The organism is Pseudomonas sp. SDT291_1_S447 (genome assembly GCF_054070155.1).
The window spans coordinates 1-211 of the sequence record NZ_JBSVXS010000485.1; the positions used below are offsets into that span (position 1 = coordinate 1).

At 62.1% G+C, this 211-nt stretch carries 1 pseudogene; it reads right to left on the reverse strand.

Going from position 1 to position 211, the window contains the following annotated elements:
• Window positions 1-211, reverse strand: a pseudogene (locus ACW9IR_RS30475) (O-antigen ligase family protein); the annotation flags it as partial.

Below are 211 nucleotides of genomic sequence, written 5' to 3' on the forward strand. Positions count from 1 at the left end.
CACGCCCCCCGCCACGCCCATGCCAAGCCAGGTGCCACGCGTGCCACCAGCAATTGCGATCAGCCACCAGGTGCACAGCAGCGCAAACACGGCAACCTTGAGTGAGCGAGAAAGCGTGGGGATCAACAAGGGAAGCGCCAGCAGCGGCAAGGTGAAGGTCTGGAACTGGCCGTAGAAACGCTTGTTGGAAAACCCCGACAGCAGCACGTCT